Source organism: Nocardia brevicatena NBRC 12119, assembly GCF_000308495.1.
Taxonomy (GTDB): Bacteria; Actinomycetota; Actinomycetes; order Mycobacteriales; family Mycobacteriaceae; genus Nocardia; species Nocardia brevicatena.
In genome coordinates this window covers 15,239-40,451 of the sequence record NZ_BAFU01000064.1, presented here as the reverse complement: position 1 = coordinate 40,451, position 25,213 = coordinate 15,239, and the positions used below count along the sequence as shown (strand labels likewise).

The window sequence follows — 25,213 nt, the reverse complement described above, 5'->3', positions numbered from 1 at the left end:
GGGATGCCGGTTCGCGCCCGGGCGTCCCGACACCGCTCGCGCCCCGTATTCCGGTCGCCGGGGTGCGGATGCGCGGATCCGGCCGCCGTATCGACGACCGCGGCGCCCGGTCCGGATACTCTGGACGCATGTCCGTGCGTACCCGTCAGCCGCTAGTCCCCGGAACCCCTACCCCCATTCGCGAGGTCCCCCGCGGTATCGAGCGACCGGAGTACGCGTGGAAACCCACCGCCAACGAAGGGCGCGAACCGTGGGTGCAGACCCCGGAGACCATCGAGAGGATGCGGATCGCCGGACGGTTGGCGGCGCAGGCCCTGGCCGAAGCGGGCAAGGCGGTGGCGCCAGGGGTCACCACCGACGAATTGGACCGGATCGTGCACGAATACCTGTGCGATCACAGCGCCTATCCCTCGACGCTCGGCTACAAGGGGTTCCCGAAATCGTGCTGCACCTCGCTCAACGAGGTGATCTGCCACGGTATCCCCGACACCACGGTCATCGAGGACGGTGACATCGTCAATATCGACGTCACCGCCTATATCCACGGCGTGCACGGCGACACCAACGCCACCTTCCTCGCGGGCGATGTCGACGAGGAGGTCCGTCTGCTCGTCGAACGCACCGAAGAGGCCACCATGCGCGCCATCAAGGCCGTGCGGCCCGGGCGGGCGCTCAATGTGATCGGGCGGGTCATCGAGTCCTACGCCAATCGCTTCGGCTACGGCGTGGTGCGCGATTTCACCGGTCACGGTGTCGGCCCTACCTTCCACAGCGGTCTGGTGATCCTGCACTACGACCAGCCCGCCGTGGAGACCGTCATCGAACCCGGCATGACCTTCACCATCGAACCCATGATCAACCTGGGCGGTATCGCCTACGACATCTGGGACGACGGGTGGACCGTGGTCACCAAGGACCGCAAGTGGACCGCCCAGTTCGAACACACCCTGGTCGTCACCGAAACCGGCACGGAAATCCTCACCCTGCCGTGACCGCGTCCGCCGGTGCCGGGACCGAGCGGCCCGGCCTCCGGGGCGCGCTGCTGGTCGCCGGCACCACCTCCGATGCGGGCAAGAGCGTGCTCGTCGCCGGGATCTGCCGGATGCTGGCCCGTCGCGGGGTGCGGGTGGCGCCGTTCAAGGCGCAGAACATGTCGAACAACTCCGTCGTCACCCTCGACGGTGGTGAGATCGGCCGTGCCCAAGCCCTCCAGGCCCGGGCCTGCGGGCTGGAGCCGAGTGTGCGGTTCAACCCCGTCCTGCTCAAACCGGGTAGCGACCGGCGTTCCCAGCTGGTGGTGCGCGGTGCGGCCGTGGACACGGTGGGGGCCCGCGACTATTTCCGGCACCGGCGGCGGCTGCGTGAGGTGGTGGCCGCCGAACTGGCCGCCCTGCGCGCCGAGTTCGACGTGGTGATCTGCGAGGGCGCGGGCTCACCCGCCGAGATCAACCTGCGCGCCACCGACCTGGCGAATATGGGGCTGGCCCGCGCGGCTGGACTGCCGGTGCTGGTGGTCGGCGATATCGACCGCGGGGGTGTGCTCGCGCATCTGTTCGGCACCCTCGCCGTGCTCGAACCGGACGACCAGCGGCTCATCGCCGGCTTCGTGGTCAACAAGTTCCGCGGCGACGTGGAGCTGCTGCGGCCGGGCCTGGACCGGCTGGCCGAACTCACCGGCCGTCCCACCCTGGGAGTGCTGCCCTACCGGGACGAACTCTGGATTGACGCCGAGGACTCGCTCGGCACCGTCGCGGACGCGCCGGTCGGGCGGCCCGCACCGCCGAGAGGCGCCGACTGGCTCACCGTCGCCGCCGTCCGGATGCCCCGGATCTCCAATTCCACCGATATCGAGGCGCTCGCCTGCGAACCGGGGGTCTCGGTGCGCTGGGTGAGCGAACCGTCCCGACTCGCCGACGCCGACCTGGTGGTGCTGCCCGGCAGCAAGTCCACCGTCGACGATCTGGCCTGGCTGCACCGCACCGGCCTCGCGGACGCGCTGCGGCGGCGGGCGGCGGCGGGCCGACCGATCCTGGGGATCTGCGGCGGATACCAGATGCTCGGTCGTCGTATCGACGACCGGGTGGAGTCCGCGACGGGCGAGACGGTGGGACTCGGGCTGTTCGATATGGAGGTCGAATTCGCCGAACCGAAGGTCCTGCGGCGCACGTCGGTCGTAGGAGCGCCCGAGACCGCCCTCGCGGGGATACCCGGCGACGGGTACGAGATCCACCACGGGCGGGTTCGCCGCCTCGCCGAAGCCCCCTGGCTGCGGGTCGTCGGCGGCCCGGACGCGGGGGAAGGCGCCGTGCGCGGTGCGCTCTGGGGCACCCATCTGCACGGCCTGCTGGAATCGGACGACTTCCGTCGCGCCTGGCTCGCCGAGGTCGCCGAGCGCGCCGGCCGCACGGGGTACACGGTTGCCCCGGACACGCGTGTCGCGGCGGTTCGCGCGGCGCAACTGGACCTGCTCGCCGATCTCGTCGCCGACCACCTCGACCTGCCCGAATTGGAACGTCTCCTCACCGAGGGCGCGCCGGTGGGTCTGCCGGTGCTCACACCCGGGTTCGCCGCCTGTTCCGGCATCGACCGATTCGCCGGCCGGTAGCCGCGCGGTCGGCGACGGATGCGTCGCGTCCCGGACCGTCGCCGCCCCGTGATGCCCGGTGATCGGGCGGTTACGATCCACCGGCGGTTTTCCCGGAGCGCTACACCGGCGCCCGTGTCCGGTGTAGCGTCGTTCGGCATGAAATCTCGGCGCATCGCGGTCGGCGATCGGGCCTGGACGGTGCGGGTCGACGGACCGGTGACGCAGCACAGTGTGCTGCTGCTGCCCGATACAGGGGACCCACCGGACGTCTACGACCGGGTATGTGCTCGGCTGCACAGTTCCGATCTGCGGACCATCGTGTTCGAGACGGCCGAGGACCTGAATACGGCGGGGGTGTATGCGACGCTCGACGATATCGGGGTGTCGTGGGTGAACGTCGCCGGTCGCGGCGCGGGCGCCGCCGTGGCGTGGAAGGTGTGCGCGACCGGGTTCGGCCGGTTCGTCAGCCTCGTGGTCGCCGACCGCGGGCACCCCGCGGTCCCCGACGCCGGCGGTACCGTCCTGGACCCGGACTGCAGGGCGGTGGAACTGCCCACGACCGTGCTGGTGACCAAGGGACTGCCGCGATCGGTGGCCGACGCCTCGGGCCGCTACGTATACGGCGAATTCCGGGTCGTGGACCTGGACGTCGACAATGTCGCCGCCGAGGCCGACCAGGAGTTCGCCACCGAGATCGTGTTGCGGACCAGTATGTGGTGACGCCTCAGGCCCGGATACGGCGATGGTTCGCCAGCCAGTCCAGCCAGGCGTCCAGTTCCGCGAACGCGGTCGCCCGCGGTTCGGCCGCGGACAGGAACACGTCGTGGCGGGCGCCGTCGATCGGCACGATATTGGTGCGGTCGCCCAGGCAGCCTGCCCAGCGCTGGATCTGCTGCACATCGAGTACCGCGTCGGCCGCGTCCACCTCGGGGCAGTAGGCCGAGGCGAACTTCGTCACCCGGGAGCGCAGCAGCAGCGCCGGGACCCCGATGTCCAGTCCCCGCTGCAGTCGCGCATGTCCTCGCCGGATCGCCCGCAGCCAGCCGAAGCGGACGGGGAAGCCGGGCAGCGGCTTCCAGTCCAGGTTGTACTCCCACTCCCCGGAGACACTGTGGTGCAGGCTGTCGCCGTAGGAGGTGGTCTTGGCCAGCGCCACGGGAGCCCTGCGCCGGATCCGGCCCATGACATCGATGGCTCGGGTGACACCGGCGCTGCGCAGGTACGCCGGACCCTGCAGATCGAACCACGGACTGTTGAGGACCACCCCGCTGACTCCGGCCGCCGCCGTCCCTTCGGCGCGGTTGAGACGGTCCAGCCACAGCGATGTGACCAGGCCGCCCGTCGAATGGGCCATTATCAGCACCGACGAGCCGGTTTCCTCGCGAACGATGCGCAGCGACTCGTTCAGTTCGGCGTCGTAGAGCGCCAGGTCGCTGATGAAGTGCGGGCTTTGTCCGTCCCGCAGTGAACGTCCGCATTTGCGCAGGTCCAGCGCGTAGAACCGGTGACCGCGCTCGGTGAGGTGTTCGGCCAGATGCTTCTGGAAGAAATAGTCGGTGAAACCATGCACATACAGCACCGTGTCGGCGGCGGCCTCCGCCCGGGGGTCGGGCAGATGCCGGACCAGGGTGGCGAAGACCTCGCCCTCCCCGTCCGGGTCAGGACCCAGGTCCAGGGTGCGCTGCTGATAGCCGGTGCCGAGGATATCCGGGCGCCAAGGGCCGGTGCGGTCCGTATCGGACATTCCGACCGCAGTCTCGTTCGTCACGGGAACCAATGTAGGCGAAACCTCCGCCTCCGCTCCGGCCATGCGCATCGGCGAAACCTCCGCCTCCGCTCCGGCCATGCGCATCGGCGAAACCTCCGCCTCCGCTCCGGCCATGCGCATCGGCGAAACCTCCGCCTCCGCTCCGGCCATGCGCATCTGGGGTGGGCCGGGCTTCGCGGGGTCGGGCCGGGAGGAATTTACGTCACAATCCGCTTCCTCACTGCAGGTCCACGGGGTAGCGAGGTGCACAATTGGCCTTAGGTGAACGACGGGTAACCTACATCCCGCCGCTCCTTCGGTTCCACGACCGAAGGCCGCGCCCCACAGCGAAAGCCGCCACCGTCAAGCCTTTCGCCACAACCGCATAGCAGCCGTGCCCAGGCGGGGAACACCCAATAAGGCGTCCCCCGCGCACCAGGACGAGGAAGTCGATCACCGTGCCGAACACTGCCCAGACCGAAAAGACCGATGTCGTTCTCATCGGTGCCGGCATCATGAGCGCCACTCTCGGTGCGCTGCTGCGCCGGCTTCAGCCGGACTGGTCGATCACGGTGTTCGAACGGTTGGACGCCGCCGCCGCCGAGAGCAGCGATCCATGGAACAACGCGGGCACCGGGCATTCGGCGCTGTGTGAGCTCAACTACAGCCCGCAGAAACCCGACGGTTCGGTGGACGTCACCAAGGCCGTCGATATCAACGAACGCTTCCAGGTCTCCAGGCAGTTCTGGGCCTACGCGGTGGAGAACGGGATCCTCGGCGACCCGTCCGGCTTCATCAACCCCATTCCGCACGTCAGCTTCGTCCACGGCGCCGACGATGTGCAATACCTGCGCAGGCGTTACGAGACGCTGGCCCCGAATCCGCTGTTCCCGGGTATGGAGTACATCGACAGCCCCGACGAGTTCGCCCGCCGGCTACCGCTCATGGCCCGCGGCCGTGACTTCAGCGAACCCGTCGCCCTCAACTGGACCGACGGCGGCACCGATATCGACTTCGGCACGCTCACCAAGGAGCTGCTCGCCTACATCGGCGCCACCGGTGCCGAAATCGCCTTCGGACACGAGGTGCTCGATCTCGCCAAGCAGCGGGACGGCGGCTGGAAGGTCACGGTGCGCAATCTGCGCTCCCGTCGCAGGCGCACCGTGAGCGCCGAATTCGTCTTCGTCGGCGCCGGCGGCGGCGCGCTGCCACTGCTGCAGAAGTCCGGTATCCGCGAGATCAAGGGCTTTGCCGGGTTCCCGGTATCCGGCCAGTTCCTGCGCTGTACCAACCCCGATCTGATCGACCGGCACGAGGCCAAGGTGTACGGCAAGGCCGCGGTCGGCGCGCCGCCGATGTCGGTGCCACACCTGGACACCCGCGTCATCAACGGCAAACCGGGCCTGCTGTTCGGTCCGTACGCCGGCTGGACCCCGAAGTTCCTCAAGGACGGTTCCAACATCGACCTGTTCAAGTCGATCAAACCGGGCAACCTCACCCCCATGCTCGGTGTCGGGGTCACCGAACTGGGTCTGGTCAAATACCTCGTCACCGAGCTGATGAAATCGCAGACCGGCCGGGTGTACACCATGGAGGAGTTCATCCCACGCGCCGACGGTCGCGACTGGGAACTCATCACCGCCGGCCAGCGAGTGCAGATGATCCGTCGCCAGGGCGTGGGTGGTGTGCTCGAACTGGGCACCGCTGTGATCGCCTCCGCGGACGGCTCCATCGCCGGCCTGCTCGGCGCCTCCCCGGGTGCGTCCACCTGCGTGACGGCCATGCTCGACGTGCTCGAACGCTGTTTCCCGCAGGAGTATGCGGCCTGGACCCCGAAGTTGAAGGAAATGGTGCCGTCGCTGGGTGTGAAACTCTCGGAGGACAAGGCGCTGTTCTCCGAGGTGTGGGAATGGACCTCCAAGGCGTTGCATCTCACCGGCGATCGGGCCAGGGCCGGCCGGGTCGCCCCCGCGTCGTAACAACCGGACGCCCCCCTTACCACGCGGGGCCGCTCCGATCTCGGTGAGAGGCGATATTCGGTGACGAAACCCGCACCTTGCCCCGAAAACTTCTGAAACGGGCCTCGAGTGTGATAGCAAGGCGCGATGATGTCAACGGTTCAACTCCGACGGTCGTGGGCGCAGGATCTCGACACCGCGACCCTGTACCAGCTGCTGAAGCTTCGTGTCGAAATTTTCGTGGTGGAGCAGAAAAGTCCGTACCCGGAGCTGGACGGGCTGGACCTGCTGCCGGAGACCAGGCATTTCTGGCTCGACGACGAGGGTGAGATCATCGCCACCGTGCGGCTGTGGGAAGAGCACGACGACGGGGTGAAGACCTTCCGCATCGGCCACCTGTGCACCGCCGTTCCGGCCCGCGGCCACGGCTACACCACCCGCCTGCTGCAGGCCGCGCTCGCCGAGGCCGGGCCGCATACCGTGCGGATCAATGCGCAGACCTACCTGATCGATCTGTACACCAGGCACGGTTTCGAGATCGACGGCGAGGAATTCGACGAGGGCGGTGTACCCCACGTGCCCATGCGCAAGGGCTGAGGGAGGCGGGGCGTTCCGGCGCGCTGTCCGGGACGCCCTAGAGTGAGGCTGTGTCACTGTCGCATGCCGAGACCGCCCTGCCGTCCCGTGGTTCCACGCGCTCCGCATCGGGGGGCCCAGCGAGCGGGGACGATGTCGGGTTTCCGTTCTCGGCGGTGGTGGGCCAGCAGCGGCTGCAGCTGGCGCTGATCCTGTGTGCCGTGCACCCCGGTATCGGCGGTGTGCTGGTCCGCGGGGAGAAGGGCACCGCGAAATCCACCGTGGTCCGTGCGCTGGCGCGGCTGCTGCCACCGGTGGTGGACGAAACCGGGGCGCGTCCGGCCCGACTGGTGGAGTTGCCGGTGGGCGCCACCGAGGACCGGGTCGTCGGCTCGCTCGACCTGGAACGCATTCTGCGCGACGGTGAGCAGGCGTTCCGTCCCGGTCTGCTGGCCGCGGCGCACCACGGTGTGCTCTACGTCGACGAGGTGAACCTGCTGCACGACCACCTGGTGGACGTGTTGCTGGACGCGGCGGCCATGGGCCGAGTGCATATCGAACGCGACGGCGTCTCGCATTCCCATCCGGCGCGGTTCGTCCTCGTCGGCACCATGAACCCGGAAGAGGGCGAGCTGCGGCCGCAGCTGCTGGACCGCTTCGGTCTCACGGTCGACGTCGCCGCCTCACGCGAGGTGGAGGTGCGGATGGCGGTGGTACGCGGCAGGCTCGAGTACGAGGCCGATCCGGCCGGGTTCGTCGCACGCTACGCCGATGCCGACGCCGAAATCGCCGACCGCATCCTCACCGCGCGCGACCGGCTGCCCGGTGTGACGCTCAACGAAACGGAACTGCGTCGGATCGCGGCCCTGTGCGCGTCGTTCGAGGTCGATGGAATGCGGGCCGACCTGGTGGTCGCCCGCACAGCGGTCGCGCACGCGGCGTGGTGCGGGCGCGATACCGTCACCGCCGAGGATGTGCGGATCGCCGCCGAACTCGCCCTGCCGCATCGGCGGCGGCGTGACCCGTTCGACGAGCCGGGTATCAGCGAGGAACAGCTGGACGAGGCGATGCGGTCGGCGGCCGAGCAGGTCGAACAGGCCGCGGACACCGGCGACCGGTCGGACAGCGGCGCGGACCGGGACGACGACCCCGACGGTGGACCGGATTCCCCCGGCGGGGGTGAGACGCCGCGCGACGCGGACCCCCCGCACACCCGGGACGGCGATCGAACCCGAAACGGCGACATCCGGCCTCCGGAAACGGGTAACCGGCCGAGCGAGACCGATGGCGACGGTCGCCCCGACACCGCTGCCCGGGAAACCGGGGCAAAACTGCCCGCGGACGCGACCCGCTCCCGAATCCGGCCGCCGCGCTGGGAGGTTCCCGGTATCGGCGAAGGCGCACCCGGCCGCCGCTCCCGCGCTCGGACCCGCCAGGGCCGTGTCGTGCGCGCGACCCCCGAATCCACGGGGGGACTGCACCTGCTCGGCACCGTTTTCGCCGCCGCCCCACACCAGTACGCGCGTGGACGCCGTGGCGGACCGCTGCGTTTCGCCCCCGGCGACCTGCGGGGCGCGTATCGCGAGGGCCGGGAAGGCAATCTGGTGGTGTTCGTGGTCGACGTCTCCGGCTCGATGGCGGCCCGGGACCGGCTGGCCGCCGTCACCGATGCCATTGTGGCGCTGCTGCGCGATGCCTACCAGCGACGTGACAAGGTCGCGGTGATCACCGTGCGTGGCGCGGACGCCGAACTGGTCCTGCCGCCGACCTCGTCGGTCGATATCGCCGTCCGCAGGCTCGCCGATATCCGCACCGGTGGCAAGACCCCCCTCGCGGCGGGATTGCTGAAGGCTCGCGAGGTGGTGCGTGCCGAGCGCGTCCGCGATCCGCACCGTCGCCCCATGCTGGTCCTGCTCACCGACGGCCGCGCGACCGGAGGCAGCGACGCCCTGCCCCGGGCCCGTACCGCCGCCGGGCTGCTTGCCCGAGAGAACCTCACCTCGATCGTCGTCGACTGCGAACGCGGCATGATCCGCCTCGGCCTCGCCGCCGAACTGGCCCACACGCTACGCGGCGTCACCGTGCGGCTGGCGGAGTTGACCGGTGACTCGGTGGCCGAGGTGGTTCGGGCCGGCGCACCGGGCGCGGCCCGGGCGGCCTGACCGTTTCCGATGACCCCGCGGCCCGCGCCGCATTCGACGACCCGGCGACCCGAGCCGCTGGAGACGACAAGGAGTTTCGATGCCCAAAGGGGTGCCGGATGCCATCCCCGACGACGGTCTCACCACCAGACAGCGGCGAAACCAGCCGGTGCTGGCGGTGCACACCGGCCCGGGCAAGGGTAAATCCACCGCCGCCTTCGGAATGGCGCTGCGGGCCTGGAACCAGGGCTTCGATATCGCGGTGTTCCAATTCGTCAAGAGCGCCAAATGGAAGGTCGGTGAGGAAGCGGCCTTCCGCGTACTCGGCCGATTGCACGAGGAAACCGGCGCGGGCGGGCCGGTGCAGTGGCACAAGATGGGCGAAGGCTGGTCCTGGAGCCGTAAACAGGGCACCGAAACCGATCACGCCGCCGCCGCGCTCGCGGGATGGCGGGAGATCGCCCGCCGGCTCGCCGCCGAGGAGCACCGGTTCTACGTCCTGGACGAATTCACCTATCCGATGAAATGGGGGTGGGTCGATATCGACGAGGTCGTGGAAACCCTGCGCAACCGGCCCGGCAACCAGCATGTGATCGTCACCGGCCGTGATGCCCCGGCCACCCTGCTCGAAGCCGCCGACCTGGTCACCGAGATGACCAAGATCCGCCACCCCATGGACGCCGGCCGCAAGGGCCAGCGAGGCATCGAATGGTGACCGCCCACACCCGTGCGCCGGACGGGGCGGGGCGGCCGTGAATTCGCCCGCGCGGGGGGTGGTGATCGCGGCGCCCGCGTCGGGCAGCGGGAAGACGACCGTCTCCACCGGACTGGTGGGCGCGCTGCGCCGGGCAGGGTATCGGGTGGCGCCGTTCAAGGTGGGCCCGGACTATATCGATCCCGGCTATCACGGGCTCGCCGCCGGCCGTCCCGGCCGCAATCTGGACCCGGTGTTGGTCGGCGTGGACCGAATCGCGCCACTGTACCGGCACGGGTGCCACGACTGTGATCTCGCGGTGGTCGAGGGTGTTATGGGACTGTTCGACGGGCGGATCGACGAACAGTTCCATGGCCCGGTCGCCGAGGGGTCGACAGCCCAGGTCGCCGCCCTGCTCGGCCTTCCGGTGGTGCTCGTGGTGGATGCGCGCGGCCACAGCCAGAGTCTCGCCGCGCTCCTGCACGGTTTCGCCACCTTCGATACGGCGGTCCGCCTCGGCGGCGTCATCCTGAACCGGGTCGGTAGCGTTCGCCACGAACAGGTGTTGCGCGCCGCCTGCGACCGGGTCGGCCTGCCGGTCCTGGGCGCTCTGCCCCGGCTGGCCGAACTCGAGGTGCCGTCCCGGCACCTGGGCCTTGTCCCCGCCGTCGAACACGGCGTCGCCGCCACCACCGCGGTCGAGGCCATGACGGCCTTGGCCGCCGAGCATATCGACCTGTCCGCTGTCGCGGCTCTGGCCGCCCCGACCGCGGTGGGCCCGAGTTGGGATGCCGCCCGCGAACTGGAGGCCGGCCGGGTCGCGGATCGGGCAGCGGTCGGATCGTCGCCGTCCGCTTCGGCGGCGCTCCACTCCGCGCCGCGGCCGTCGACGTCCGTATCGGATATCGCGCCGCTGGTCGCCGTGGCCGGCGGTCCGGCCTTCACCTTCGGCTACGCCGAGCACCGTGAACTACTCGTCGCCGCGGGCGCGCAGGTGGTTGTCTTCGATCCGCTGCACGACACTCTGCCCGCCGGGACCGCCGGGCTGGTCCTGCCCGGCGGCTTCCCCGAGGTACACGCGGCAGTCCTGGCAGCCAACACCGCGCTGCGCTTCGCGGTGGCCGAGCAGGCACGTCGCGGCCTGCCGATCCATGCCGAATGCGCGGGCCTGCTGTATCTGACCGGGTCCCTGGACGGTCACCCGATGGCCGGAGTGATCGACGCGGCCGCGGAATTCGGTCCCCGCCTGACCCTCGGCTACCGTGATGCGGTGGCCCTGGTGGATTCGCCGCTGTGGCGGGCCGGTGAACGGGTTCGCGGCCACGAATTCCACCGCACCCGCCTGCGGGACCGCGGTACCCGCCCGTCGGTCTGGGGTTGGCGGGCGGCGGGGGAGCGGATCCGGGAAGGTGCCCTGGTCGGGCAGGTGCATGCCTCCTACCTGCACACCCATCCGGCCGGGTATCCGGCGGCGGTGTACCGTTTCGTCGCCGCCGCCGCGGCCTACGCCCGCCGCCGTGTCACGATCTGACCGTCCGGGCGCCCGGTTCGCCTCCGGTGATATGCCCGCCCCGGCGCCACCGAACGCGTTGGCGGTAGGTCTGGGTCTGCGCCCGAATACGGCGCCGGAACGTATCCTCGCGGCGCTGGCCGAGGTTTTGCCCCGGCGACGCATCGCTTGCCTGGCGACGATCGACCGCCGCGCCGGCGAGCCCGGTCCGCGCGCCGCCGCGGCCGCACTCGGTATTCCGATCCGCTTCTACTCCGCCGACGCGCTCGCCGGGGTGGCGGTGCCGAACCCGTCTCCACGAACGGCCGCCGCGCTCGGCATCCCCGGCGTCGCCGAGGCGGCGGCCCTTCTGGCAGGCGGCGGCGACCTGTTCCTACCCCGGCGCACGGTCGACGGAATCGTCATCGCCGCGGCGATCGCCCCCTGAGCGCGCCGCGACAGCTGTTCTTCGGACACCACCCGGGGCCGACGACCCGATCGGCGGGCACGGGGTGATATCGCGCAACGCAAGGCCGCCGTGGCCGCTGCGCCGGCGTTCGGCACCGTGCACATGCCCACGACCACGGTGCGGGGACGGCTGTTGGTCGGCGGGCCGCGGCGATCGGTACCGACTCGCCGGCACCCGACGGCGGTAGCGTGGTCATTCGGGCCGCGGCGTGGTCATCATCGTGTCGAGCGTATCCGGCGCGTCCTCCTCGGTCACCGATCACAAGATCGCCGCCGCGCACCGGGATCGATCGTCGGCCGACGATCCGTCGCGAGTGCCGTCACTCCATCGGCGAATCGGCCGGAGACGACGGTCGGTGGAGTCAACCGCGGAACGTGCGGCGGTAGGCGGCCGGGGTGGTACCGACAACAGTGTGGAATCGGCGGCGCAGATTGGTCGCCGAGCCGAGGCCGACCCGGGCGGCTATGGATTCGATCGGCAGGTCGGTCTCCTCCAGCAGGGCGCGGGCGGCGGTGACACGCTGGATGAGCAGCCAGCGCCCAGGGGCGATGCCCAATTGCTCGTCGAATCTGCGGGCCAGGGTGCGCGGGGAGAGCCCGGCCTCGGCGGCCATATCGGATAGGCCGATAGGCCGGTCCAGGCGGCCGAGGACCCAGTGCAGCAGCGCGGCAAGGGAATCGCCGCCGGTCGGTGCGGTGGGCGTCGGTACATACTGTGCCTGGCCGCCTTCGCGGTGCGGCGGCATGACCATGTACCGGGCCAGTCGTGCGGCGTATGCGGCGCCGTGGTCGGTGCGCACCAGGTGTAGGCACAGGTCGATTCCGGCGCCCGCCCCGGCGCTGGTCGCGATATCGCCGTGGTCGACGTACAGCACGTCGGGATCGACCCGTATCCGCGGGAAGCGCCGACACAGTTCTGCCGTGCGCCCCCAGTGCGTGGTCGCGATCCGATCATCGAGCAAACCGGTCTGGGCCAAGGCGAAGGCGCCCGTGCAGATCGAGACCAGCCGCGCCCCGCGTTCGTGCGCCCGGAGCAAGGCATGCCGGACCGCGGGGGCCAGTGGTGCGTCGACCGGCAGCCAGCCGGGGATCAAGACCGTATCCGCGGTGTCGAGCATCGATAACCCGTCCGGGACCAGCATCCCGTAGCCGGCCGTGGTCGCGACCTCGCCGGGACGCTCCGTGCACACCCGGAGGTCGTAGTGGGAGGGCAGTCCCGTGCGCGGTGTGCCGAAAACCTCCACGGCACAGCCCAGTTCGAAGGGCGCCTGCGGCGGTTTCACCAGGACGGCAACCTGATGCCGACCCTCGGACACGTGCGGATCGGCCATGGCGGAAAAGTCGGCCATGGCAAGAAAGTACCGAATAATGTCTTTCGAGACACTGGGAGCCTGCCGGTGCCGCCGGCACCCTTGGCCGTATGACCGAAACCCCCCGCCCCGAAAACGGACCGGATATGCCCGGCTACACCTGGTCGACGGTGGCCGACGCCCCGGTACGGGAACTCTTTCCCGGTATTCACCTGCGGTCGCTCTGGTCCGGTTCCCGCGGGGCGAGCGCGCATGTCCTGGAAATGGCGGCCGGGAGCCGTAGGGAAGGTGTCGACGTGCACAGCCCCGGACCGGAGGAGGTGTTCGTCGTCTCCGGCACCTTCAACGACGGCGTCCGCGACTACCCGACCGGTTCGTTCATCCACGCCCCGGCCGGCTCCTGGCACGTGCCGCAGACCGCGACCGGCTGCGTGCTGTTCGTCTTCTACCCCGAGGGATAGCGCCAATCCGAAAACGCTACGGCGCCACAGAGGACCAATCCGTGAAACCCGTCGGATCGTGTCGTCCGACGCTGGCGTGTTCGAATAGCCCCCAGCCCACGGCGTCACCACAGCAGGCGTGCGCCACATGGTCGGTGACGCCGTAGGGGACGCGGGCGGCGACGGTGGGGTCGGTGAGGTCGTAGCGGCTCGACGACGACCAGTTCCGTCCCTTCCACTGCCCGTGCTGCCAGTCCGGATCGCCGCCGTAACCGCAGCCCACATGCAGCGGGATACCGGTGAGTGTGCGGATCTCGATATCCAGTGGTTTCCCGTCGGAGGCGGTGAGCTCCATCCGCGCACCCCGCGGATGCCGGGTGCCGGGCAGATAGTCGAAGGTGATACGCGGCCAGCCGAGTTGCTCCACCCGACCGTCCGGCCACACCCGCACCGCGTCGTTGAGGATGCGGTGTCCGTCGGGTTCCTCCTGCACGATCACCACAACGGCGAAATCGTCGAAACGCAATGGAACATACAGCCACCAGAACCCACCGGACGGTTCGTCGGCCGTACGCCCGGGTGGTTCGGCCTCGCCGAGGGGGCGTATACCCCAGGAACGGTCCCGCGTACCGGTCCACACCGAGGGATCGACGGTGATGTCGCGGCCATCGATGTGCAGGGCGCCGGCCCAGGAGCCCACCTGCGCGAAACGGGACGCTTCGATGATCGGCCGGTTACCGCTGAGTACCAGATGCGGTTGTTCCTGCACCGCCGGGAACGCGCCCGTCCAGGTCATATCGAAGGCGAGTTCGTCGTGCTCGCAGATCACCCGCACCCGGCGCAGGGGGTCCACCACCTCGATCCGGTATCCCCCGACGCTCATATCGAAGTTCCGGTCGCCGAGCGCGTCGGAGAACCGCACCGTGCGCACCTCGTCGCCGCGGCGAATCGCGGCGTAACCGTCCACCACCCCGAGGTTCGGGTACACGCCGAAGCCGGTGACCAGCATGGTCCCACCCGCTCGGTCGTGGGCGTTGAAATAGCTGCGGTCGTAGAAGTTCCGGTCGCTGCTCACCGAACGGGAGATCGGCAGGGGTGCCTGGTGGATGGGGAACTCGTCCAGTGGACCGGGTGCCGGGCCCGGGGTGCGGGCGAGGGGGTCGGTCATGGCGTCAATCCCATTCGTAGGTTCCGGCGAGCAGCTTTTCCAAACACGCTCGGTGCATGACGTAGTCGTCCGGATCGTCCGGGGCGGTGTCCTCGCCCATGCCGATCATCCGCAGCTTCATCCGGGCGATCACGATGGCATGCCGCAGCGCGGCGTACACGAGGTGGAAGTCGAGGTCGCGAACCGTGTGGCCACTGCTGCGCTCGTAGCGCGCGACCACGTCGGAGCGGCGCATGAAATCGGGCAGGCCGGGCAGGCGGAACCGGAGCGCGATGTCCTGGAAGAAGCGGTGCAGGAAGATCATCCACGCCAGATCCAGTTCGCGTGGACCCAGGGCCGCCATCTCCCAGTCCAGGACTGCGACCGGGGTGAAATCACGGTAGATGATATTGCCCGGGCGAGAATCACCCCAGCTCAACACGTCCGGACCGGGATCGTCGGGGAAGTTGCGCTCCAGCCATTCGAAGGCTCGCTCGATCAGTGGGATCTCGTAGCCCTCGTCGACGAGCGCCCATTGATACCAGCGTCGTTGCGCATCAAGATGCCGACGCAACGTCGAACCCGGCCCGTCCAACACCGGAAACCGCTGCGCGGGCTCGGGGATGGCGTGAATCCGGGCCAACATATCCACCGTGGCCTCGGTGAGCCGGGCCCGTTCCGCGACGGTCGCGTCGTGGAGCCACCCGGCGAACACATACGGCGGGTTGTCGCCCGGCACCTGCCCCTCCACCCGGTCCATCACGAAAAACGGCACACCGAGCGTTTTCTCGTCGGTTTCCAGCCAGCGCAGCGGCGGGATCGGCACATCGGTGGTCGCCGCGACACCGGACATCACCGTGTATTGCAGCTCCAGGTCGTAGGTTTCGAAAACCGGGAAGGCGTCGGCGTCCGGCGCCATCCGTACCACGAACGAACCGCTGTCGGCCACTCCGTCCACGGTCCACTGCGCCTCGAACAGCACCGACGAACTCGACATCCCTCCCGCCCGCGGCCGTGACAGCGCGCTGATCTCCGGCTTCCGGTCGGCACCGACCCGGATACCCAACCATTGCGCGAGGTCCTCGGCGAGGGTGTGCAGATCACGTCCGCCGGTGGTGAGCCGGCGGCGATCGGTGGGGGCGGGGTTGTCCGGCATCGTCGTCCCTCCTGGCGCCATGCGGTGGTGGCGCGGACGGACCGATGGCAGGGGTTACCGAGTCCGCCCGTTTGCGGAGAGACTGTAACCCGTTCCACCCTCGCTCGGAGGCGAAGCGCGGAAATTGATCGCTCCGTTCCCTTCGAAGGAAGTGCGCACGATCGTTCGTTCGTGGACCGCCTGCTCGGCCGAGTCCGGCCGACGACCGGGCCCGCCGGCGCAGGACGTAGGCTCGAGACTTGTGCCGAATACGTCAACCGATACCGACCACCTATCGGGCGGGGACCCGAATTACCTGGTCGGACTGGATCTGAACGGACGAAAGGTCGTTGTCGTCGGTGGCGGCTCGGTCGCACAGCGCCGGCTCGGTCTGCTCATCGCCTCCGGCGCCGACGTGCACGTGATCGCGCGCGAGGTGACGCCCGCGGTGGAGGGGATGGCCACCGCGGGACAGATCACCCTCACGCTGCGCGAATACGATCCCGGCGATCTCGACGGCGCCTGGTACGCCATCGCCTGCACCGACGAGCCCGAAACCAATGCCGCCGTGGTCGCCGAGGCGACCTCGCGGCGTGTCTTCTGCGTGCGCGCCGATATCGCCCGCCGCGGTACGGCCGTCACCCCGGCCACCGCCCGATACGAGGGACTCACCCTCGGCGTCCTGGCGGGCGGTGCGCATCGGCGCTCGGCGGCGGTGCGCACCGCGCTGCTCGAGGCCCTGCAGTCGGGAACGGTGACCGATGACGTCACCCCGATGACCCCGGGCGTGGCGCTGGTCGGCGGCGGACCCGGCGACCCGGACCTGATCACCGTACGCGGCCGGCGCCTGCTGGCGCGCGCCGATCTGGTGGTCGCCGACCGGCTCGCCCCACCGGAACTGCTCGCCGAACTCGGTCCCGACGTGGAGGTTGTGGACGCCGCCAAGATCCCGTACGGGCGGGCCATGGCGCAGGAGGCGATCAATACGACCCTCGTCGACGGAGCAAGAGCCGGCAAGTTCGTGGTGCGGCTCAAGGGCGGTGATCCGTATGTGTTCGGCCGCGGCTACGAGGAACTGGAGGCCTGCGTCGCGGCCGGGGTCCCGGTGACCGTGGTCCCGGGCGTCACCAGCTCTATCGCGGTTCCGGCCGCGGCGGGTATCCCGGTCACCCACCGCGGGGTGACCCACGAGTTCGTGGTGGTGAGCGGCCACATCGCACCGGACCACCCGGACTCGCTGGTCGACTGGCCGGCCCTGGCCCGGTTGCGCGGCACGATCGTGCTGATGATGGCGGTGGAGCGGATCGGACAGTTCGCGACCGCGCTGCTCGACGGCGGCCGATCCACCGACACCCCGGTCACCGTCATCCAGGAGGGCACGCTGCGCGGCCAGCGGGTCCTGCGGGCCCGCCTCGATACCGTCGCCGAACGGGTCCGCGCCGAAGGAATCCGACCGCCCGCCATCGTGGTGATCGGACCGACCGCGGCGTTCGACGCCGATCCCGCGCCCCGGGACGCCGAGAACAGTCCGTTACAGTGACCAATTGTGCTCGATAACCCCGCGGCGACGACGCAGTACCCGGTGACCAAGCGGGCCTTCGGCCTCGCCATTCTCGTACTGAGCGGGTTGCAGCTCATGGTGGTGCTGGACGGCACCGTGGTGATTCTGGCCCTGCCCCGGCTCCAGGAAGAGATGGGGCTGACGGGTTCCGGCAGCGCCTGGACGGTCACCGCCTACGGGTTGCCGTTCGCCGGGCTCATGCTGCTCGGCGGTCGGATCGGGGACTCGTTCGGCCGGCGTCGCATGTTCGTCCTGGGGGTGGCACTGTTCACGCTGGCCTCGCTGTTGTGCGGGTTCGCGCAGAACCAGTGGATGCTCATCGCCGCGCGAGCCTTCCAGGGCACCGGTGCCGCGCTCGCCGCGCCCACCGCGTTCGCGTTGGTGGCCGGCACCTTCGCGCCGGGCCGGGTCCGCAATCAGGCCTTCGCGATCTTCGGGTCCATGGTGGCGGTCGGTTCGGTCGGCGGTCTCGTGATCGGCGGTGCCCTCACCGAGGCGAGCTGGCGCTGGATCTTCCTGATCAATGTGCCGATCGGCGTGCTCATCGTGCTCGGGGCCGTCTTCGCGCTGCGTGATACCGATCACCACCGGCTCACCCTGGACATCCGGGGCGCGGCAATCGGCACGCTGGCCTGCGCGGCCATCGTCTTCGGCGCCACCGAGGGACCGGAACTCGGCTGGGGCAGCCCGGCCGTCTACGGGTCGCTGATCGGCGGTGTGGTGCTGCTGGTGGTCTTCATCTTCGCGGAACGCTATGTGGACAATCCGCTGCTGCCGTGGTCGTTGTTCGACAGCCGGGACCGGGTCTCCACCTTCGTGGTGATCCTGCTCGCCAGCGGTGTCCTGGGTGCCACCACCTATTTCTCCGGGCTCTTCGTGCAGAACGTGGTGGGATACAGCCCGCTGCTGGCCGGGATCTCGTTCATCCCGTTCACCCTCGGAGTCGGCGCCGGCAGCGCACTGGCATCGAAAATGGCGATGCGGATCGCGCCGCGCTGGCTGCTGGTGAGCGCGTCGGTGGTGCTGGTCGCGGGCCTGCTGTATGGCTCGACCCTGGACGGCGGCGTGGAGTACTGGACCACCCTGCTGCCATTGTTCGTGGTGATCGGCTTCGGCATCGGGGTGGCCATGGTGCTGATCCCGCTGTGCGTCCTGGTCGGGGTGCCGCCGGACGATATCGGTCCGCTGTCGGCGGTCGGCCAGATGTTTTTGAATCTGGGCACCCCCGTCGCGATCGGCGTGCTCACCCCCATCGCGGCCTCCCGCACCCTGTCCGAGGGCGGACGCACCGGTAAGCCGGCCGATATGACACCGGCCGAGATCGTCGCACTGGGCAGCGGGTACACGCTGGTGTTGTTCGTCGCCGCCATCGGGGCACTGCTGGTGGGCCTGATCGCACTCACCTTGCGCTATACCGCCGACGAGGTGGCCAGGGCTCAGCACGCGCAGGAAGCGGCACAGGCTTCCGGCGATATGGAGTGATCCGCCCGCGGTGCGGAGAATATGACGAGCCCGGGAGGTATGGCCGTCCTCCCGGTGTCCGGGGCGCGGCCCCGGACCGGCGCAGCGGAAGAGATGGCCGAAGATCGCCTCGCCGCTGCGGCGATCGGAGTGCTGCCGCGCGACCGCTCACATACGCCCGGTGATCTTCGTCGGCCTCACCCGCACCACCACGCGCTCGCCGTCGTTCTTCGAGGCCGGGTTGAACTCGGCATACGGCTTGCCCGTGTACTTCCGCGACAGCCGGTCGGGCAGCGCCCGTTCGAGGTCGGGGGTGACGGTGGCCGTGCCGCGGATCTCGGCGTAGACATACGGGTTGTCCGGCGGGTTGAGCATCACCGTCACCCTCGGATCGCGGGCGAGGTTCTTGGCCTGCGCCCGGTCGACGGTGGTGGAGTAGAGCAGTTCGTCGCCGTCGCGTTCGAGCCAGATGACGGTGAGATGCGGATGTCCGTCCCGGCCGATGGTGGCCACGGTGGCGAACACCTTGGTCTCGTCGAGGTACTTCTTCACTGTGTCGGAGAGCGCGATATCGGTCACGCTCGAAGACAACCGGATTGCCTGCCGGGGCATTCCGGAGGAGAAGGATCGGCGGGCGGAGTACAAACCGTGGGATCGATCCGCTTTCGCCCGGTGTGCACTTCGAGGGTTTCCCAGGTCCCGGCCGGCATGGCCGGTTCGGTTCTCATGGCGAGTCGGTGGCGGCGGAAGCGTTACGTGATGACGAGTAGTTCGGTGGGCGAGGCGGTTTCGATGCGCAACCCGGCCTTGGACGCGACCCGGGCGACGCCGCGGATATCGGTGGGCTCGGCCCGGGTGAGCACCAGTGCGCGAGTGAGCAGACCCTTGTGGTGTTTGTTGAAATGACTCACCACCGTGCGGGAACCATCCGGATATTCGGTGAGGACGGACGCGGTAACGGCACCCGGTACGCGGCCGAGTTGTTGATAGGTTCCCGACCGCAGGTCGATCACCAGTTCGCCGGCCGCGGCCTCCTGTAGGGCCGGGCCGAGATGGTCGCGCCACACCGCGGAGAGGGTGGGAAGTCCCGGCAGTTTGGTTCCGCCGGACAGTCGGTAGGCCGGTATCGGATCGCCGGCCCGGACCGCGCCGAACAGCGCCGATCCGATCGCGAGCCGGGCGTAGGCCTTCGCCCGCTGTGCCTTGGTGAGCGAGCCCGCGTCCAGGGCGTCGTAGAGAACACCGGTGTAGCGTTCCAGCGCCGGCCGGGTGGGGGAGGTGCGCAGCACGGCATTACGTGCGATCTCGGCGTCGGCGTGCGCGCCCAGGCCGAGCGCCTTCCGGGAGGCCGCCGGATCGGCGGCCAACTCCACGACCGCCTCGACCAACTGTTCGCGTACCGCCTCGAGTTTCGGAAACGCGAGCGCGGACACATCCAGGGGTGCCCCGGTGCCGCCGTCGGATTTCGTTTCGGAGGGGGGAAGCAGCACCAGCACGAGCAGACACGGTAGCGGGGGCCCGCGGCGGTCACGGCTCCGCCCCGCCGGCGCGGTCCGGGGCCGTCGCCCACGGGCGCTCGACGGGCGTTGCGGTGTTATCCGACCGGCCGACCCGCGAAGGGTGTATCCGGCCTGTTCACCCGGCCGAAGCCGCCGGTGCCGACATTGCGGCGCGAAGCCGGGAATGCGTTGTGAGCAGCATCGAGGCAGGGGCTACGCTGGGCAACCGTGATCACCCGCCTGTCCCGATTGTTCCTCCGTACGTTGCGCGACGATCCCGCCGATGCCGAGGTGCCCAGCCACAAGCTGCTGGTGCGCGCCGGCTACGTGCGTCGGATCGCGCCGGGCGTGTACACGTGGCTGCCGCTGGGCCTGCGGGTGCTGCACAAGGTGGAGGAGGTGGTGCGCCAGGAGATGAATACCATCGGCGCGCAGGAGATCTCGCTGCCCGCGCTGCTGCCGCGCGACCCGTACGAGACCACCAACCGCTGGACCGAATACGGCGACGGCCTGTTCCGCCTGCAGGACCGCAAGGGTGCCGACTATCTGCTCGGCCCCACCCATGAGGAACTGTTCGCGCTCACCGTCAAGGGCGAGTACAGCTCCTACAAGGATTTGCCGGTCATCCTGTACCAGATCCAGACCAAATACCGCGACGAGGAACGCCCGCGCGCCGGTATCCTGCGCGGCCGCGAGTTCATCATGAAGGACTCCTACTCCTTCGATCTCGACGAAGCCGGGCTGAAGGCCAGCTATGACGCCCACCGCCAGGCATACCAGCGCATCTTCGATCGGCTCGGCATCGAGTATGTGATCGTCGCCGCCACCTCCGGCGCCATGGGCGGCAGCGCGTCCGAGGAGTTCCTGGCCAACAGCCCGGTCGGCGAGGACACCTACGTGACATGCCGTGAGTCGGGCTACGCGGCGAATGTCGAGGCCGTGATCACCCCCGCCCCCGACCCGCTGCCGATCGAGGGCCTGCCCGAGGCCGTCGTGCACGACACCCCGGACACCCCCACCATTGCCACTCTCGTCGAGTGGGCCAACAGGGCGGGGGTCTGCGACCGTCCCGTCACCGCCGCCGACACCTTGAAGAACGTCATGGTGAAACTGCGCCGGCCCGACGGCAAGATCGAGATCGTCGGTATCGGTGTCCCCGGTGACCGCGAGGTCGACGGCAAACGTCTGGGGGCCTCCGTCGAACCGGCCGAGGTGGAATTGCTCACCGATGCCGACTTCGCCGCCAACCCGTTCTTGGTGAAGGGTTATATCGGCCCGAAGGCTTTGCAGGCCAATGGTGTTCGCTACCTCGTCGACCCGCGCGTGGTGCCCGGCACCTCGTGGATCACCGGCGCCGACGAACCCGGCAAACATGTTGTGGGCCTGGTCGTGGGCCGCGATTTCACTCCCGATGGCACCATCGAGGCCGCCGAGGTCCGCGACGGCGACCCCTCGCCCGACGGGCGTGGCACCCTGGTCTCCGCCCGTGGTATCGAGATCGGCCATATCTTCCAGCTCGGCTACAAGTACACCGACGCCTTCGAGGTCGACGTCCTCGGCGAGAACGGTAAACCGGTCCGCCTCATCATGGGCTCCTACGGTATCGGTGTCTCCCGGATGGTCGCCGTCATCGCCGAACAGCAGCATGACGACAAGGGCCTGCGCTGGCCGTCCGAGGTCGCCCCTTACGACGTGCACGTGGTGATCGCCAACAAGGACGAGGCCGCTCGCGCTGGCGCCGAACAGGTCGTTGCCACGTTGGACGCCCAGGGCCTGGATGTCCTCTTCGACGACCGCACCGCCTCGCCCGGGGTGAAGTTCAAGGACGCCGAACTGCTCGGTATGCCGTATGTGCTGGTGATCGGCCGCGGCTGGACCGAGGGCAAGATCGAACTGCGCGACCGGTTCAGCGGTGAGGCCACCGATATCCCGGCCGATTCGGCAGTGGAGACGGTCCTGTCCCGAGTGCGGGGCTGACCGCTCCGAGCGCGGACAACAGACCGCAGACGGCCCCGGCGCGGATCACGCCGGAGCCGTCTGCCGGCGTGCGTAGTGACGCAGTTCACTGTCCGGTGGTGTCACATGGGCCGCTTCCCGGTCTCGAAAGCCGATGTAACAGCACGACACGCCCCGCGTCGCGGGACCGGGACAAGGAAGGACATCCGCCGGCGAGCGGGTCGGGTTCGGGGGCCTCGCGCGCTTTTCGTACGACAGGCAGCGTGACCCGATCGCTTCGGTACGGACCAGCAGCTCACCTGGCCCGGATTCCGGCACCGGAGCCTCTTCGGTGAAGAGGACCTCGGGGCCGCCATTGGACTCATAGCGGATACGGCGCACGGACACCTCCGCGGGGTATTAACTCACCGTGAGCGAATACCTCGCCTCGAGCGCCACCTCCCGGCACCGTCGATGCATACATGTGAATGTCTTCACCTCACCTCGGCAAAGGAGCGAACATGTCCGTGACCGACGAGTACCTGGCCAACAATGCCGAATACGCCGCCCAATTCGGCGGGCCGCTCCCGCTGCCGCCGAGCAAACATGTCGCCGTGGTGGCGTGCATGGACGCCCGGCTGGACATCTACCGAATCCTCGGCCTGAAAGAAGGTGAAGCGCATGTCATTCGGAACGCGGGCGGGGTGATCACCGATGACGAGGTGCGCTCGCTGGCCATCAGTCAGCGACTGCTGGGTACGACGGAGATCATCCTCATCCACCACACCGACTGCGGCATGCTGACCTTCACCGACGACGAGTTCAAACGCGCCATCCGGGACGAGGTCGGTCTCGAGCCCGCTTGGTCGGCGGAGTCGTTCCCGGACCTCGACGGGGATGTGCGCCAATCGATTCGACGCATCGAGAACAGCCCGTTCATCACCAAGACGACCTCCCTGCGCGGCTTCGTCTTCGACGTCGCCACCGGCAAGCTCGACGAGGTGCTGTCCTGAGCCGGGTCGACACGAGGAAGGCCCGAGAGGACCGACGATCGCGGCCTCTCCGAAACGGCCGAAAGTCGGGTACGGCCGGGATTCGGCGGTGACGTGGACGCTGCCGCCGCCGTCGGAAGCGGGCCGAGGCCATCGGAAAGCGTAGCGCGCGAACCCCGCCCTTCAGGGCGGGGACAGCGCATCGGTTCGGCTGTGACGCGCCGGCCTGTTACCGTCTCGAGCATGGGGGTTGCGGTGGTGAGGCGGGCGTACAAGTACCGCTTTTATCCGACTTCCGGTCAAGCGCAACAGCTTTCGGTGACCTTCGGCTGTGTCCGCTACGTGTACAACCGGGCACTGGCGGAGCGCTCCCGAGCCTGGACCCGGCAGCAGCGGCGCGTCGACTACGCCGATACGTCCCTGATGCCGACGCAGTGAAAGCGCGACCCCGACACCGCGTGGTTGGCGGAACCGTCGAAAGGACCGCTGCAGCCGGCTCTGCGAAACCTCCAGGGCGCGTTCGACAGGTTCTGGCGCAAACAGGGCGGGTATCCGCAATTCGAGAAGAAGGGCAGGTCGAAGGATTCGGCCACCTACTTCTCGAACTGTTTCACCTACCGCGACGGGGAAATCAAGCTCGCCTAGCAGTCCGAGCCGTTGAATATCCGCTGGTCTCGGCCGCTGCCGGAGGGTGCGCAGCCGTCGCAGGTCACGGTGTCTCGGGACTTCGCGAGCCGCTATCGCATTTCGATCCTCGTAGAGGATGTGATCGCATCCCACCGGCGGGTCGGCTCGCACTGTTCGAATCGTTTTCGTTCGATCACCGCGGACGGGATGTCGGCGGAGTGTGTCGCTGCCACGCGTGCCGTTCGGGGTCCGGTCCGATCCCGGTCACCCGTTCGATCCGCGTTCGCAGACGGTCGATCGGATCCCCTGTGCCGCAGCCGATGTCGAGGGCACTGCGGGCGTCCTCGATGCGACTCGATCGACCGCCCGGCCTCCGTAGAAGTCGTTGTGGCTCCATGGATGCCGCGCGTTGAACCGGTCGATGTGTGAAATCACGCCCACCGCGTCACCGTAACGGTGATCGGACGGACCGGCATCGAGCTACCGTGGCCCGGGCGCGTCCCGGTATCCGTGCCGGTGGCCCTGGGAAAGGCCCGTGGAGCTCAGCAGTTTCTCCGTGTGGCGGGCCAGGCGTTCGGCCGCGGCGGGGTCGAACGCTGCGCCACCGATATCGACAGGGGTGTCCTGCATGAAGGCGGACAACGGGGCCGACGGCGGGTTGTCCAGGTGGGGCAGGATGCGGGCGAGGGCGGTTTCGACGGGCTGGGCGCGGTTCCGCATACCGGCGACCACGGCCGCGTCGGCCGGGGAATAGTCGCCGGTGAAACCGGTGGCGGTGAGACCTGGATGCAGGAGCAGGTAGCGGATGCGGCTGTGTGGGTAGCGGTGGGTGAACGCGACCGCGAGCAGGTCGCTGAGTTTGCCGCACTGGTGCATGATCGCGTCCGGGTCGTAGGAGCGGCCGAATTGGAGGTCGGCCCACCGGATATGGGAGAGATCGCCGCCGGGACCGGACAGATCCACCAGCACCGGCGTGGCCGCTCGTTCCATATGGGCGACCAGCCCGTGTCCGAGTAGGTAGCGGCTCAGGTAGAAGAGGGCGAAATTGGCCTCGAATCCCTCCGCGGTCACCGCGCGCTGCGACCGGTAGTACCGTGCGCCGAGCACCAGGACATCGACGACCGGGTAGGTGCCGGTGATCCGGTCGAGCACCCGCTGGTTCTCGGCTACCAGGCTCAGATCCGCTCGAATGAACTCGAGCCGGTCGGTCGCGCCGAGCGTGGCCGCGGCGTCGTGGAGCGTTCGGCCCTTGGTGGGGTTCGTACCGATGGCGACGACGCGGTCGCCGCGCTTCAGATAGGTCAGGGCGAGCGCCTTGCCGATGCCGTCGGTTCCGCCGGTGATCACCACGGTTTTCATCGAGACCTCCATGGGATGAGCAGCTCCGGGCGTCTACCCGGCGACTTTTGGACTCTTGAGTCTAAACACTTGGCTCCAATAGTCTAG

The 25,213-nt window shown here is 68.9% G+C and carries 23 protein-coding genes; 16 read left to right on the top strand and 7 right to left on the bottom strand.

The window, feature by feature from the left end; translation table 11 throughout:
• Positions 1–128: 128 nt before the first annotated feature.
• From map to ON20_RS17125, 3 genes are all read left to right on the top strand, one after another.
• Entirely contained in the window at positions 129–992 is an 864-nt protein-coding gene (gene map, locus ON20_RS17135) for a type I methionyl aminopeptidase (RefSeq protein WP_040836819.1), read from the top strand.
• A complete protein-coding gene (locus tag ON20_RS17130) occupies positions 989–2,605 on the top strand; it encodes a cobyric acid synthase (RefSeq protein ID WP_051162677.1) in 1,617 nt (538 codons plus the stop codon). Before map ends, ON20_RS17130 begins: the two co-directional genes overlap by 4 nt.
• Positions 2,606–2,743: 138 nt before the next feature.
• The gene (locus tag ON20_RS17125; protein ID WP_040836817.1) at positions 2,744–3,307 is read left to right on the top strand and encodes a hypothetical protein; all 564 of its coding nucleotides are present in this window, start codon (positions 2,744–2,746) and stop codon (positions 3,305–3,307) included.
• Between the two features lie 4 nt (positions 3,308–3,311).
• Here the strand turns inward: ON20_RS17125 and ON20_RS17120 are convergent, their stop codons facing one another.
• Positions 3,312–4,331 carry an alpha/beta hydrolase gene (locus ON20_RS17120; RefSeq protein ID WP_040836815.1) on the bottom strand — a complete coding sequence of 340 codons (1,020 nt, stop codon included), beginning with the start codon at positions 4,329–4,331 and terminating at the stop codon, positions 3,312–3,314.
• A 461-nt stretch (positions 4,332–4,792) separates the two neighbouring features.
• Between ON20_RS17120 and mqo the strand changes: the two genes are divergently transcribed.
• The 6 genes from mqo (at position 4,793) to ON20_RS17090 (ending at position 11,640) form a co-directional block, all read left to right on the top strand.
• Positions 4,793–6,313: a malate dehydrogenase (quinone) gene (mqo, locus tag ON20_RS17115; protein ID WP_040836745.1), complete on the top strand. Its 1,521-nt coding sequence runs from the start codon at positions 4,793–4,795 to the stop codon at positions 6,311–6,313.
• 126 nt (positions 6,314–6,439) lie between these two features.
• Entirely contained in the window at positions 6,440–6,889 is a 450-nt protein-coding gene (locus ON20_RS17110; protein ID WP_040836743.1) for a GNAT family N-acetyltransferase, read from the top strand.
• A 77-nt stretch (positions 6,890–6,966) separates the two neighbouring features.
• Positions 6,967–9,030 (top strand): magnesium chelatase subunit D family protein, encoded by a 2,064-nt coding sequence (locus tag ON20_RS17105; RefSeq protein ID WP_051162689.1) that lies wholly within the window; start codon positions 6,967–6,969, stop codon positions 9,028–9,030.
• A 79-nt stretch (positions 9,031–9,109) separates the two neighbouring features.
• A complete protein-coding gene (gene cobO, locus ON20_RS17100) occupies positions 9,110–9,724 on the top strand; it encodes a cob(I)yrinic acid a,c-diamide adenosyltransferase (RefSeq protein WP_040836742.1) in 615 nt (204 codons plus the stop codon).
• A gap of 37 nt (positions 9,725–9,761) precedes the next feature.
• On the top strand, positions 9,762–11,234 hold the full coding sequence (locus tag ON20_RS17095; RefSeq protein ID WP_040836741.1) for a cobyrinic acid a,c-diamide synthase CobB: 1,473 nt from the start codon (positions 9,762–9,764) through the stop codon (positions 11,232–11,234).
• Positions 11,221–11,640 (top strand): cobalamin biosynthesis protein, encoded by a 420-nt coding sequence (locus ON20_RS17090; protein WP_245547282.1) that lies wholly within the window; start codon positions 11,221–11,223, stop codon positions 11,638–11,640. Before ON20_RS17095 ends, ON20_RS17090 begins: the two co-directional genes overlap by 14 nt.
• 382 nt (positions 11,641–12,022) lie before the next feature.
• Here ON20_RS17090 and ON20_RS17085 read toward each other — a convergent pair whose 3' ends face one another.
• Positions 12,023–13,009, bottom strand: a complete 987-nt coding sequence (locus tag ON20_RS17085) for a helix-turn-helix domain-containing protein (RefSeq protein ID WP_245547281.1) — start codon at positions 13,007–13,009, stop codon at positions 12,023–12,025.
• A 71-nt stretch (positions 13,010–13,080) separates the two neighbouring features.
• On the opposite strand from ON20_RS17085, the gene ON20_RS17080 reads away from it, so the two are divergent.
• On the top strand, positions 13,081–13,431 hold the full coding sequence (locus tag ON20_RS17080; RefSeq protein ID WP_051162675.1) for a cupin domain-containing protein: 351 nt from the start codon (positions 13,081–13,083) through the stop codon (positions 13,429–13,431).
• A gap of 16 nt (positions 13,432–13,447) precedes the next feature.
• Here ON20_RS17080 and ON20_RS17075 read toward each other — a convergent pair whose 3' ends face one another.
• A complete protein-coding gene (locus ON20_RS17075) occupies positions 13,448–14,578 on the bottom strand; it encodes an Rv3169 family protein (protein ID WP_051162673.1) in 1,131 nt (376 codons plus the stop codon).
• A 4-nt stretch (positions 14,579–14,582) separates the two neighbouring features.
• Positions 14,583–15,713, bottom strand: a complete 1,131-nt coding sequence (locus ON20_RS17070; protein ID WP_040836739.1) for a phosphotransferase family protein — start codon at positions 15,711–15,713, stop codon at positions 14,583–14,585.
• 241 nt (positions 15,714–15,954) lie between these two features.
• On the opposite strand from ON20_RS17070, the gene cobA reads away from it, so the two are divergent.
• Positions 15,955–17,232, top strand: coding sequence for a uroporphyrinogen-III C-methyltransferase (gene cobA / locus ON20_RS17065; protein WP_051162670.1), 1,278 nt, complete (start codon positions 15,955–15,957; stop codon positions 17,230–17,232).
• A 6-nt stretch (positions 17,233–17,238) separates the two neighbouring features.
• Positions 17,239–18,735, top strand: a complete 1,497-nt coding sequence (locus ON20_RS17060; protein WP_040836738.1) for an MFS transporter — start codon at positions 17,239–17,241, stop codon at positions 18,733–18,735.
• Between the two features lie 147 nt (positions 18,736–18,882).
• Here ON20_RS17060 and ON20_RS17055 read toward each other — a convergent pair whose 3' ends face one another.
• Positions 18,883–19,293: a PPOX class F420-dependent oxidoreductase gene (locus ON20_RS17055; RefSeq protein WP_040836735.1), complete on the bottom strand. Its 411-nt coding sequence runs from the start codon at positions 19,291–19,293 to the stop codon at positions 18,883–18,885.
• A 173-nt stretch (positions 19,294–19,466) separates the two neighbouring features.
• Positions 19,467–20,210: a peroxide stress protein YaaA gene (gene yaaA, locus ON20_RS17050; protein ID WP_040836733.1), complete on the bottom strand. Its 744-nt coding sequence runs from the start codon at positions 20,208–20,210 to the stop codon at positions 19,467–19,469.
• 231 nt (positions 20,211–20,441) lie between these two features.
• On the opposite strand from yaaA, the gene ON20_RS17045 reads away from it, so the two are divergent.
• The 4 genes from ON20_RS17045 to ON20_RS41240 all read left to right on the top strand — a co-directional run bounded on the left by ON20_RS17045 (position 20,442) and on the right by ON20_RS41240 (position 23,785).
• A complete protein-coding gene (locus ON20_RS17045) occupies positions 20,442–22,190 on the top strand; it encodes a proline--tRNA ligase (RefSeq protein WP_040836732.1) in 1,749 nt (582 codons plus the stop codon).
• Between the two features lie 479 nt (positions 22,191–22,669).
• Positions 22,670–23,161 carry a beta-class carbonic anhydrase gene (locus tag ON20_RS17040; RefSeq protein WP_040836730.1) on the top strand — a complete coding sequence of 164 codons (492 nt, stop codon included), beginning with the start codon at positions 22,670–22,672 and terminating at the stop codon, positions 23,159–23,161.
• A 222-nt stretch (positions 23,162–23,383) separates the two neighbouring features.
• The gene (locus tag ON20_RS41245) at positions 23,384–23,578 is read left to right on the top strand and encodes a helix-turn-helix domain-containing protein (protein WP_245547280.1); all 195 of its coding nucleotides are present in this window, start codon (positions 23,384–23,386) and stop codon (positions 23,576–23,578) included.
• A 24-nt stretch (positions 23,579–23,602) separates the two neighbouring features.
• Positions 23,603–23,785 carry a hypothetical protein gene (locus tag ON20_RS41240; RefSeq protein ID WP_245547279.1) on the top strand — a complete coding sequence of 61 codons (183 nt, stop codon included), beginning with the start codon at positions 23,603–23,605 and terminating at the stop codon, positions 23,783–23,785.
• 462 nt (positions 23,786–24,247) lie between these two features.
• Here the strand turns inward: ON20_RS41240 and ON20_RS17030 are convergent, their stop codons facing one another.
• Complete coding sequence (locus ON20_RS17030; RefSeq protein WP_051162687.1) at positions 24,248–25,126, bottom strand: SDR family NAD(P)-dependent oxidoreductase; 879 nt, start codon at positions 25,124–25,126, stop codon at positions 24,248–24,250.
• Between the last annotated feature and the right edge of the window lie 87 nt (positions 25,127–25,213).

Excerpts from the sequence above, each read along its gene's own strand:
- map (WP_040836819.1), top strand. The coding sequence starts at position 129 with ATGTCCGTGCGTACCCGTCAGCCGCTAGTCCCCGGAACCCCTACCCCC.
- ON20_RS17125 (WP_040836817.1), top strand. The coding sequence starts at position 2,744 with ATGAAATCTCGGCGCATCGCGGTCGGCGATCGGGCCTGGACGGTGCGG.
- ON20_RS17120 (WP_040836815.1), bottom strand. The coding sequence starts at position 4,331 with ATGTCCGATACGGACCGCACCGGCCCTTGGCGCCCGGATATCCTCGGC.
- ON20_RS17110 (WP_040836743.1), top strand. The coding sequence starts at position 6,440 with ATGATGTCAACGGTTCAACTCCGACGGTCGTGGGCGCAGGATCTCGAC.
- cobO (WP_040836742.1), top strand. The coding sequence starts at position 9,110 with ATGCCCAAAGGGGTGCCGGATGCCATCCCCGACGACGGTCTCACCACC.
- ON20_RS17085 (WP_245547281.1), bottom strand. The coding sequence starts at position 13,009 with ATGGCCGACTTTTCCGCCATGGCCGATCCGCACGTGTCCGAGGGTCGG.
- ON20_RS17080 (WP_051162675.1), top strand. The coding sequence starts at position 13,081 with ATGACCGAAACCCCCCGCCCCGAAAACGGACCGGATATGCCCGGCTAC.
- ON20_RS17075 (WP_051162673.1), bottom strand. The coding sequence starts at position 14,578 with ATGACCGACCCCCTCGCCCGCACCCCGGGCCCGGCACCCGGTCCACTG.
- ON20_RS17070 (WP_040836739.1), bottom strand. The coding sequence starts at position 15,713 with ATGCCGGACAACCCCGCCCCCACCGATCGCCGCCGGCTCACCACCGGC.
- ON20_RS17040 (WP_040836730.1), top strand. The coding sequence starts at position 22,670 with ATGTCCGTGACCGACGAGTACCTGGCCAACAATGCCGAATACGCCGCC.
- ON20_RS41245 (WP_245547280.1), top strand. The coding sequence starts at position 23,384 with ATGGGGGTTGCGGTGGTGAGGCGGGCGTACAAGTACCGCTTTTATCCG.
- ON20_RS17030 (WP_051162687.1), bottom strand. The coding sequence starts at position 25,126 with ATGAAAACCGTGGTGATCACCGGCGGAACCGACGGCATCGGCAAGGCG.